The following is a 10,109-nucleotide window of genomic DNA, read 5'->3' as shown; positions in this document are numbered from 1 at the left end:
TGCGGCTTCGTCGCCTTGTCCTGATTTAAATTTACTCCACTATATGGGTCGTCTGAAAGGGTTGTGGTGTGGTTATTGGATGGGTTTGTTTTGTTTTTTGGCTGCCTTGCCGTCTTTGGGGTCGGGTGGCGGCGGCTCGGCGAAGATGCTTTCGGGGTTGGGGTGTGCGGCAAATTCGTGCAGCAGTTTTTGGTAGTCTTGGGACTGTTTCATCAGCTCCGCCGCGGCGGTCTGCAGGTTGTCCACGTCTTCGGGCGGGAGGTAGAAGCTGGTGGGGATGTTTAACACTTTGTCGCGCAACGCGGAGGGCGGCAGGTCTTTGAGGTTGAGGCTGACAAAGGAAAAGCTGATTCCGTCGCCGTTTTGTCGGCTGGCTTCGTTGCGTTTGTCGACAAAGGCGCGGAAGCGGCGTTGGGATTCTTGGGTGTATTGGTCGATGGGGATGTTGACGATGGCGGTAACGACGTCGCGGAATCCGGGTACGGCGGCGGTTTTGTCCATATTGCTGCTGATTTGGTTTTGGGCGTTGACGCTGATGACGACGATGTGGCGCAGGTTGCGGCTGCGGATTTGTTGTTCCAACACTTTGTCGGGATACATTTCGGTCATGTCCAAGAGGCTGCGCATGCCGAGGTTGTCGGTCAGGCCGCCGTCTATCAGGTGGATGTAGGGACGGGTTTTGCTGTCGCTGTATTTGTTGAATCTATCTTTAAACTCTTGATAGGTGGCGTTTTGCTGCTTTTGGGACTCGAGGCCGGTCATTTGCAGCTGCGGCGGCAGGGTGTAGCCGCAGTTGCCGCCGTTGTTGTTGAGGGTAATCGGGGCGAAGATCATGGGTACTGCGCTGGAGGCGGCAACGGCGCGGGCCAGGCGCAATCTGCCCAAGTCGATACACATGGGGTCGAAGTATTCTTGCGTGAAGTTCAGGCGTTCGCCCGCGCCCATGTCGGTGGCGGAAATGATGGCGAACGGGCCTTTGCCATGCATTTCCAAATCGCGGAAGGTGGCTTTGCCGAAAAGGTGGTTTTCAAACTGCTCCTGCAAGAGGTCGCCGCGTCCGTATTCGGGTGAGGCGAGGCGGGGCAGGTTAGACATGGAAAAGGCTTGTTTGACGACTTGGCGTTGGAAGTTTTGGTGAAGGAAACGCTTGTAAAACATGGGGATGGTTTCTTCGCCTTTGAGCGCGAAGTAGGCGGCGAGGACGGAACCGCCGGATACGCCGACCACCAAATCGACATTGGACATCAGCGATTTGCTTTTGCCACCGATGGTAACTTTTTGCTGCTGAAGCTGTTCCAACACGCCGTAGCCCAACGCCGCCGCGCGCGTGCCGCCGCCGGAGAGCATCAGGATGATGAAGGTGTCGTCTTCTTCGCGCCGAAACTGGCTGGTTTCAAAACGATAGCCTTGGTTCATATCAATTTTATTGATGGTGGCGACAGGCTGATACTTGACCAGCGAGCAGGCAGACAGCGCGGCCAAGGTAAAGGCGGTCAGGACGGTTTTGAACGGGCGTTTCAGCATGGAAGTTTGGTTGTGAAACAAAAGAGCTTGATTATAATGGATTAAATCGGTTTTCGATACCTGCCGGCGGGTTAAGGGCATACCGCAGCGTAGATTGAAAGGTTTTCAGACGACCTTGGTTCATTCCGCAATCGGACAGGTCGTCTGAAAAATAAAATCAGGTTTAAGGCTTGTCCGCCTTGTCTCCGATTTTGCCTTCTTTGCCTTGAAGCAGGTTTTGGATATTGCTTTTATGGCGGTACAACACCAGCACGGCGATGACAACGGTCGCCCAAGCCCAAGAAGAGTAGGGCATCAGCCAGAAGGCAACGAGCGGCGCGGCTACGGTGGCGGCGAGCGCGGCAAGCGAGGACACTTTAAAGCCGAACGCCATCACCAGCCAAATTGCCGCACAAACCAAAGCCGTTGCAGGCGAAAGCGCCAGCAATACGCCTAAAGCCGTCGCCACGCCCTTGCCGCCTTTGAAGCCGAAAAACAGCGGCCACATATGTCCGACCAACGCGGCGACGGCAACCGCCGCTATGGTGATGTCCGACAGATTCAAAGCATCTTGCAGACAGCGTGCCAAAACCACCGCCACCAAACCTTTGAGCGCGTCGCCCAGCAAAGTCAGCGCCGCTGCCTTTTTCTTGCCGCTGCGCAAAACATTGGTCGCGCCGGGGTTACCCGAGCCGTAAGTGCGCGGATCGTCCATGCCGTAATATTTGGAAACAATGACGGCAAACGACAGCGAACCGATTAAATAAGCCGCGATAACGGCGGATACATTGAACATTTCAGATGCTTTACTTAAAATGGGACGCTCATTTTATCAAAAAAACAGGCAGACAAATGGACAAAATCTTTTTACGCGGCATGAAGGCGAACACCTTAATCGGCGTGTACGACTGGGAACGCGAACGCCCCCAAACCCTGATTTTGGACTTGGATATCGGCATTCCCGAACAAAGCGGTCAAGACGACTATATCGGCAATACCGTCCACTACGGCGAAGTCTGCGAAGCCGTCAGGACAAGCCTTGCCGAACAAAGCTTCCTCTTGCTCGAATCATTGGCGGAACACATCGCCAAACTCATACTCGACAATTTCGGCGCGTTGAGTGTACGCGTCAGAATCATCAAACCCGGCATCCTGCCCGATGTCAAAGAAGTTGGTATCGAAATCGAACGCAGCAAGGTTTAAAGCAGCACAAACGGTTTAGCGAAACCTGATTCGCTCTTTTCGGACGAGCCTTTTCATGACTCAAGAGGTCGTCTGAAAGCGAGGCTTCAACGAAGTTAAAACCCATTCCCCATTTTCAGACGACCCCGTATCAAACTTTACAAAGAGAACACGCAAATGGATTTGAAAGAAACCAAACTCAGCAGCGAGCCGATTTACCAAGGCTCATTTGTTACCATCAACCGTGACAAAGTCCGTCTGCCCAACGGCAACGAAAGCCAGCGCATCGTCATCCGCCATCCTGGCGCGGCCTGTGTTTTGGCGGTTACCGAAGAGGGCAAAGCCGTACTCGTGCGCCAATGGCGTTACGCCGCAGACGCTGCCACGCTCGAGCTGCCCGCCGGCAAACTCGATGCAGGTGAAGATCCCGCCGAATGCGCCCTGCGCGAGCTGGCGGAAGAAACCCCGTACACCGCCGACCGCGTCAAACTCATCAGCAGCTTCTACACCGCCATCGGCTTCTGCGACGAAAAAATGTATTTCTACCAAGCAGAAGGCGTGCGCCTCGGCAGCACTCTGAGCAACGACGAAGACGAAATCACCGAAACCGTCCTGATGAGCAAGGAAGAAGCCCGCACCGCTTTGGCACACAACGAAATCAAAGACGGCAAAACCCTAATCGGCCTGCAATATTGGCTGATGCAGGGTTGATGTGAAAAGGATGTAAAAAGGTCGTCTGAAAAGCAGGTTGCACGTTTTCAGACGGCCTTTCTGCAAACCGGCTGCATAGCAATACCCATAAAACCGACGGATTTCAAATCCGCCTTATATAGTGGATTAACTTTAAATCAGGTTCAGCACCTTAGAGAATCGTTCTCTTTGAGCTAAGGCGAGGCAACGCGCCGTACTGGTTTAAAGTTAATCCACTATAAAACAAAGAGAATAGAGAACGTTATGAATAAGCCGCATCATTCGCATGCCGCCCCTTTGCTGGTCGTCGGCTGCGTCGTTTTCGGATTAGGCAGCTTGATTGTCAAGTTTGTCGAAGTCGGCTCTTACGCCATCGCATTTTGGCGGCTGGCGATAGCGGCGGTGATTTTCTGGCTGCTGTCGCGCCTCTTTGGGCAAAAGCTGCCCAAAAGCAAAAAAGCCATCTACACCGCCATGCTCTCCGGCGTGTTTCTGGCATTCGACCTGTCGCTGTGGCACGAAAGCATACACGCCGTCGGCCCCGGTATTTCCACCTTGCTCAACAGCTTGCAGATATTTTTCCTCTCCGCCATCGGTTTCTTCTTTTTCGGCGAACGCTTGAGTAAACCGCAAATGTTCAGCCTCATTCTCGCCATCAGCGGCGTCGCCCTTATCGGCAGCCCTGAGTTCGGACACAATGGTAACGCCGTCTGGGGCTTTATCAGCGGCATCACTTCGGGCGGGATGCTCGCATTGTCTATGGTGTGTATCCACAAAACCCACCAAATCGAGAAAACTTCCCTGTTCCCCATGATGATGATTTTGAGCTTTGGCGGCGCGTTATCCCTCATCATCCCGTCCATACTGTTTGACAGCCACGCCCTCTATCCCGCCACCATGCGCGATATTGGGTTGGTATTGATTTACGGCGCGGTGATGCAGTGTTTCGCATGGGGCATGATAGCCTACGCCATTCCCTTATTATCATTCTCGCTGACCGGACTGCTGTTGCTCTCCGAACCCGTCGCCGCCTTGCTTATCGACTATTTTTGGTTGGATAAACCGATTAACGCCCTCCAATGGAGCGGCGCCGTGTTGACTCTGATTGCCATTTACTTAGGGCGTGCCAACGAGAAAAATGCTTAAGCAGTCAGTAGGTTGCAGCTCGTTTATATATAATTTGACTGGTAAGGAGTTTGAAAGTATCATTCGAAAATGATAATTCATCTTATTTAATTGACTGGTAAAAGGAGGCTTTATTATGTTTGAGTGGACAACAGTTCTAAAAGTATTACCCAGTGCAGTATCACTTTTAACGCAAGGAGCAAGTAAACATGAACAGAAGTGTGCCGCATATTTAGAATTATTGAAAAAAGATAATAAAAATTTGATTTCATTTGCTCAAAAAAGTTTAATAATGGCAGAGAAAATGAAAGAAGATAAGAAATCTGTTAGAGATTTTTATGAATCAAGTCGCAAGAGTTATGACATGCTTGATGAGTTTATTACTTATCATCGTTATGCAGTGACGAAGCCGGGGGAGAAACCAGAAGAGGGAACAACTTCAAAAACTTTGAAATGGTTAGATGAGATTAAATCCAGTATATTTCCAGATGCTGAAAAATTAGAACCAAAAATGGAAGAAGTAATTAATAGTTATCTAGAATTGAATAATGAGATTAGAAATTTAATTTATAATTCCAGGAATACAATTCGTAAAGATAACAAAGATCATCCTAATTCCATATTAGAAGAAAAATATATTATAGATTTAAGGAAGGCATGTGTAGATATAACAAATATAGTTATAGAATTTTATGCTCCTGGAAAAAATGAGCAAAACAAATAATTTTGACGTGTAGTAAATAGCCAGCGAGGTGCATAGGTAGATCTGTACGAGAGGTTTTCCACCGTTTAGGAAGATATGTAATACGCCTTGAATTGGATGGTTATAGTCTGAAATCTTCTTGCACAAATAGTCTGTTAACGAAATTTGGCGCATGAAAATGTGCTAAAAATTTTCAATTGACTAAAACCTTTCTGGTTTTGAATAAAAATCAGAAAGGTTTTTTATTTTTGGAATATGATTAAGCATAAAATTTAGTAATTTATGTTATTGTGAGCGGTCAGTTGTCTGAACATTTTCAGACGACCTTTTTCCAATCTCAAATTCTGCAAAAGCAAAAACACCGAAGACCAATCAATCTTCGGTGTTTTTTTAATAGGGTGGCGAGCCAGACCCCCGGCACTGACGCATCGGAGTGGGCTGCTGGCTTCCGCCCCTGACCCGGTGTTCCGAATTACCATGCGGGGAGACCCGCCGTAAGAGAGTGGCATTATAACTGTTTTACGGGAAAACTCAAGCGCGGCTGCATCAAAGGTCGTCTGAAAAGTCTTTTTACCTTTAAATTGTCAACAATATCCGCCTTTTTGAAAATTATTCCTATTGAAACATTTTTCGCCTTTTCCGTTGAAAAACATCGGAATTTAAACTACATTATCGCTTTTCCAACGAGTTGTCTGATTGTCTCGAAAATCATTTTAACTTCGTTGAAGCTGCACTTTCAGACGACCTTTTCATAAAAATACGGCGAAATCATGCCGCAGCTTTCCGCAGTTTCGCCGTACCAATAATCATACGGACACACCGCCACCATGACCACGACTACCGCCCCGCAGCGTATTCGGGAAATTCCCTACAACTATACTTCCTACACCGACCGCGAAATCGTCATCCGCCTGTTGGGCGATGAGGCGTGGCAGATTCTGCAGGACTTGCGCGGACAGCGCAGGACGGGGCGTTCGGCGCGGATGTTGTTTGAAGTGTTGGGCGATATTTGGGTGGTCGTGCGCAATCCGTATCTGGTTGATGATTTGCTGGAGCATCCGAAACGCCGCGCCGCGCTGGTGCGGGAAATGCGCCACCGGTTGAACGAAATCCGCAAACGCCGCGACGACAATCCGCAAGTCGATGTATTGGTGGCGGCGGCGGAAAAGGCGGTCGAGCGTTTTGACGGCAGCTTTGACGAAACGCGCCAAAAGCGGCGGCAGATTCTGGAACGTTTGAGCAAAATCACCAAGCCGCACAATATCATGTTTGACGGGCTGGCGCGGGTAACGCACGTTACCGATGCGACCGACTGGCGCGTGGAGTATCCGTTTGTCGTCGTCAATCCCGACACGGAGGCAGAGATCGCTCCTTTGGTCCGCGCCTTAATCGAGCTGGATTTGGTCATTATCCCGCGCGGCGGCGGCACGGGTTATACCGGCGGCGCTGTGCCTTTGGATGCAAACAGCGCAGTCATCAATACGGAAAAGCTGGACAAGCATCGCGGCGTCGAATTTGTCGAACTGGCGGGTTTGGATGGCAAGCATCCGATTATCCATTGCGGCGCGGGCGTGGTAACGCGGCGGGTGGAAGAAACCGCGCATCAGGCGGGCTTGGTGTTCGCCGTCGATCCGACTTCTGCCGACGCTTCCTGCGTGGGCGGCAATGTGGCGATGAATGCGGGCGGCAAAAAAGCCGTGCTGTGGGGGACGGCGTTGGACAACCTCGCCTACTGGCAGATGGTCAACCCGCGGGGCGAATGGCTGCGCATTGAGCGCGTGCGCCACAATTTCGGCAAAATTCACGACGAAGAAACCGCAGTCTTTGACGTTCACACGCTGGATTCAGACGGCCTCAATATCGTTAAGACCGAACGCTTGGAAATCCCCGGCCACAAATTCCGCAAAGTCGGTTTGGGCAAAGACGTTACCGACAAATTCTTGAGCGGCCTGCCCGGCGTGCAAAAAGAAGGCACGGACGGCATCATCACCAGCGTCGCATTCGTGTTGCACAAAATGCCGAAATACACGCGCACCGTGTGTATGGAGTTTTTCGGCACAGTCGCCACCGCCACGCCTTCTATCGTTGAAATCCGCGACTTCCTGCTCGCCCACGACAGCGTGCGGCTGGCGGGTTTGGAACATTTGGACTGGCGTTATGTCCGCGCCGTCGGTTACGCCACCAAAGCGGCGGGTAAAGGACGGCCGAAAATGGTCTTGCTGGCGGACGTGGTTTCAGACGACGAAGCCGCCGTAGAGGCAGCCGCCGAACACATCTGCGAACTTGCCCGCGCCCGCGACGGCGAAGGCTTTATCGCCGTGTCGCCCGAAGCGCGCAAAACCTTCTGGCTCGACCGCAGCCGCACCGCCGCCATCGCCAAGCACACCAACGCCTTTAAAATCAACGAAGACGTGGTGATTCCGCTGGAACGGCTGGGCGAGTATTCGGACGGTATCGAACGCATCAACATCGAGCTTTCCATCCAAAACAAACTCACCCTGTGCGCCGCATTGGAGCAATATCTTTCGGGCAAACTCCCCATCGACAAAATGGGCACGGACCTGCCGACCGCCGAACTTTTGGGCGAACGCGGCAAACACGCCCTTGCCCATGTTTCCGCCGTTAAAGAACGTTGGGACTGGTTGCTTGCCCATCTGGATACGCCGCTTGCCGACTATAAAGCCCGCTACGGCGCAACCGTCCATGCCGCACCCAAAGCCAAAGACGACGAGAGCTGTTTCACCGCATTCCGCGACTTCCGCCTGCGCGTGTCCGTCAAAGAAGACGTAATGAAACCGCTCGCCGAAATCTTCAGCGGAAAAACCGACACCAAAATCATCGAAGGCTTGGGCAAAATCCACGCCAAAACCGTGCGCGGCAGAGTCTTCGTCGCCCTGCACATGCACGCGGGCGACGGCAACGTCCACACCAACCTCCCCGTCAATTCAGACGACGCCCAAATGCTTCAGACGGCCTACCGTTCGGTCGAACGCATCATGAAGCTCGCCCGCTCGCTCGGCGGCGTGATTTCCGGCGAACACGGCATCGGCATCACCAAGCTCGAATTTCTGACCGATGAAGATTTGCAACCGTTTTGGGACTACAAAAACCAAGTCGATCCCAAACACACCTTCAACCGTCACAAACTGATGAAAGGCTCGGACTTACGCAACGCCTACACGCCGTCTTTCGAGCTGTTGGGCGCGGAATCGCTGATTATGGAAAAATCAGACCTCGGCACCATCGCCGATTCCGTCAAAGACTGCCTGCGCTGCGGCAAATGCAAACCCGTCTGCTCCACCCACGTTCCGCGTGCCAATTTGCTGTATAGCCCGCGCAACAAAATCCTCGGCGTGGGGCTCTTGACCGAAGCCTTCTTATACGAAGAGCAAACCCGCCGCGGCGTTTCCATCAAACACTTCGAAGAACTCATGGACATCGGCGACCACTGCACCGTGTGCCACCGCTGCGTCAAACCCTGCCCCGTCAACATCGACTTCGGCGACGTAACCGTAGCCATCCGCAACTACCTTGCCGATTCCGGCCACAAACGCTTTGCACCCGCCGCATCAATGGGCATGGCATTTTTGAACGCCACCGGCCCTAAAACCATCAAAGCCCTGCGCGCCGCCATGATACAGACCGGCTTCCCCGCGCAGAATTTCGCCTACAAAATCGGCAAACTCCTGCCCGTCGGCACCAAAAAACAAAAAGCCGAACCCAAAGCCACCGTCGGCACCGCCCCGGTCAAAGAACAAATCATCCACTTCATCAACCGTCCTTTGCCCAAAAGCGTGCCCGCTAAAACACCGCGCTCCATGCTCGGCATCGAAGACGACAAAAGTATCCCCATCATCCGCAACCCCGCCGCGCCCGAAGATGCCGAAGCCGTGTTCTACTTCCCAGGCTGCGGTTCCGAGCGTTTGTTCAGCCAAATCGGACTCGCCGTCCAAGCCATGCTCTGGCACGTCGGCGTACAAACCGTCCTGCCGCCCGGCTATATGTGTTGCGGCTATCCGCAGGACGCGGGCGGCAACAAGGCAAAAGCCGAACAAATGAGCACCAACAACCGCGTCGCCTTCCACCGCATGGCAAACACCCTCAACTACCTCGACATCAAAACCGTCGTCGTCAGTTGCGGCACCTGCTACGACCAGCTCGAAAAATACCGCTTCGAAGAAATCTTCCCCGGTTGCCGCATCATCGACATCCACGAATACCTGCTCGAAAAAGGCGTGAAACTGAACGGTGTGAAAGGTCAGCAATACCTCTACCACGACCCCTGCCACACGCCCATCAAAACCATGAACGCCACCCAAATGGCCAGCAGCCTCATGGGGCAGAAAGTCGTCCTAAGCGACCGCTGCTGCGGCGAATCCGGCATGTTCGCCGTCAAACGGCCTGACATCGCCACCCAAGTCAAGTTCCGCAAACAGGAAGAAATCGAGAAAAACCTCAAAGAGCTGCCGCAGGGCGAACCCGTCAAAATGCTCACCACCTGCCCCGCCTGCCTGCAAGGCCTGAGCCGCTACGCCGACGACAACGACATGCCCGCCGACTACATCGTCATCGAAATGGCGAAACATATCCTCGGCGAAAACTGGCTGGACGAGTTTGTGAAAAAAGCCAACAACGGCGGCGTGGAGAAAGTGTTGCTGTAAGGCGTACGGTTTTCAGACGACCTCAAAGGTCGTCTGAAAACCGTCATTCATTAAATCGGCGGAGAGACTTTGGAAGGTTGGAGAAGAGTTTGCCAGACCTTGATGCGATGCGCCGAACAGTCAACCCGATTTTCAGACGACCCTACGTTTTAAACAGATGAAAACAGTTTGAATAACACCCTGACGGCTGTACCCTCCAGCCGTCAGGGTGCATTTTTATAGTGGATTAACTTTAAACCAGTACG

General features: G+C 52.4%; 7 protein-coding genes and 1 other RNA gene. 5 read left to right on the top strand and 3 right to left on the bottom strand.

Translation table 11 applies throughout. The annotated features are described in order from the left end of the window. Positions 1 to 72: 72 nt before the first annotated feature. Both HMPREF3050_RS04165 and plsY read right to left on the bottom strand, forming a co-directional pair. Entirely contained in the window at positions 73 to 1,524 is a 1,452-nt protein-coding gene (locus tag HMPREF3050_RS04165) for a patatin-like phospholipase family protein (protein ID WP_070773696.1), read from the bottom strand. A 163-nt stretch (positions 1,525 to 1,687) separates the two neighbouring features. Next, positions 1,688 to 2,299 (bottom strand): glycerol-3-phosphate 1-O-acyltransferase PlsY, encoded by a 612-nt coding sequence (gene plsY, locus HMPREF3050_RS04160; protein ID WP_049225421.1) that lies wholly within the window; start codon positions 2,297 to 2,299, stop codon positions 1,688 to 1,690. A 56-nt stretch (positions 2,300 to 2,355) separates the two neighbouring features. Here plsY and folB point away from each other — a divergent pair, with 56 nt between their 5' ends. The 4 genes from folB (at position 2,356) to HMPREF3050_RS04140 (ending at position 5,224) form a co-directional block, all read left to right on the top strand. After that, complete coding sequence (folB, locus tag HMPREF3050_RS04155; RefSeq protein ID WP_070773694.1) at positions 2,356 to 2,706, top strand: dihydroneopterin aldolase; 351 nt, start codon at positions 2,356 to 2,358, stop codon at positions 2,704 to 2,706. Positions 2,707 to 2,862: 156 nt separating this feature from the next. Then, on the top strand, positions 2,863 to 3,396 hold the full coding sequence (locus tag HMPREF3050_RS04150) for an NUDIX hydrolase (protein WP_070773611.1): 534 nt from the start codon (positions 2,863 to 2,865) through the stop codon (positions 3,394 to 3,396). Positions 3,397 to 3,639: 243 nt separating this feature from the next. Next, on the top strand, positions 3,640 to 4,521 hold the full coding sequence (locus HMPREF3050_RS04145; RefSeq protein WP_070773609.1) for a DMT family transporter: 882 nt from the start codon (positions 3,640 to 3,642) through the stop codon (positions 4,519 to 4,521). Positions 4,522 to 4,636: 115 nt separating this feature from the next. After that, positions 4,637 to 5,224 carry a hypothetical protein gene (locus tag HMPREF3050_RS04140; RefSeq protein ID WP_070773606.1) on the top strand — a complete coding sequence of 196 codons (588 nt, stop codon included), beginning with the start codon at positions 4,637 to 4,639 and terminating at the stop codon, positions 5,222 to 5,224. 376 nt (positions 5,225 to 5,600) lie between these two features. Here the strand turns inward: HMPREF3050_RS04140 and ffs are convergent. Further along, positions 5,601 to 5,697: signal recognition particle sRNA small type (gene ffs, locus HMPREF3050_RS04135), an RNA gene on the bottom strand. A 333-nt stretch (positions 5,698 to 6,030) separates the two neighbouring features. Here ffs and HMPREF3050_RS04130 point away from each other — a divergent pair. After that, complete coding sequence (locus HMPREF3050_RS04130; RefSeq protein ID WP_070773605.1) at positions 6,031 to 9,864, top strand: DUF3683 domain-containing protein; 3,834 nt, start codon at positions 6,031 to 6,033, stop codon at positions 9,862 to 9,864. The last annotated feature ends 245 nt before the right edge of the window (positions 9,865 to 10,109 follow it).

This window comes from Neisseria sp. HMSC065D04 (assembly GCF_001815675.1).
Classification (GTDB): Bacteria; Pseudomonadota; Gammaproteobacteria; order Burkholderiales; family Neisseriaceae; genus Neisseria.
The sequence above is the reverse complement of the archived record's forward strand: the minus strand, read 5'-3'. Positions and strand labels throughout refer to the sequence as shown.